Origin of the sequence: Vibrio sp. Vb2131, from assembly GCF_033338535.1 — a bacterium.
In the GTDB taxonomy this organism is placed as follows: Bacteria; Pseudomonadota; Gammaproteobacteria; order Enterobacterales; family Vibrionaceae; genus Vibrio; species Vibrio alginolyticus.
Window position 1 is genome coordinate 1 of record NZ_JAWOSW010000109.1, and the last position, 601, is coordinate 601.

The window sequence follows — 601 nt, forward strand, 5'->3', positions numbered from 1 at the left end:
GATTAAAGATGGAGAGGAACCGCTTCATTTTGGTTCCTTAGATTTGGTGAAAGAAGAGCTGCTCAGGTTAGGTATCGACAAAGCTTATTTGCGGTTACACAACGCTTACGATGAGTGCGGTAGTGAGGGTACTGCCTCTTACTGCGATATCGAATTATCGTTGGTTACCCATTAGAGTGAACAGATGAGTTACTCAGATTGCACATTGATATAGTGCTTCAGTAAGATCTGTTCGGTGAATTGTGTTCGTAGGTAAAAGCCTCGTGGTAGCGTCTTCATTGGTTTCCCGTTGGAGCTATAGGCTTCAGTTAGTGCTTTGGCATTAGCGGCCTTTGGGCGCAGGTGAAGCGCTTCGCCATGTCTGGCTGAAATTTGATCAAATTTGCCAAAGACGATCATTTCCATCAGTTCTTCCCAGTCATTTCGTAAGATCTGCTCTTCTTCTTTATCTGGCGACCAAATAAGAGGTGTCCCTACACGACGCTCGGCAAGGGGGATTTCTCGTTCACCTTCTACAGGAACCCACAATACGCGCGAGAGCTTATTGCGCACATGGCTGGTTTCCCATGTCAGTCCTTGAACACCAGTTAAGGGTGCAACG

1 protein-coding gene is annotated in these 601 nt (G+C 46.6%); it reads right to left on the bottom strand.

The window, feature by feature from the left end:
- Positions 1–189 precede the first annotated feature (189 nt).
- The coding region (locus R7E38_RS23140; protein WP_318082189.1) for a MutH/Sau3AI family endonuclease at positions 190–601 on the bottom strand (412 nt) is incomplete at its 5' end.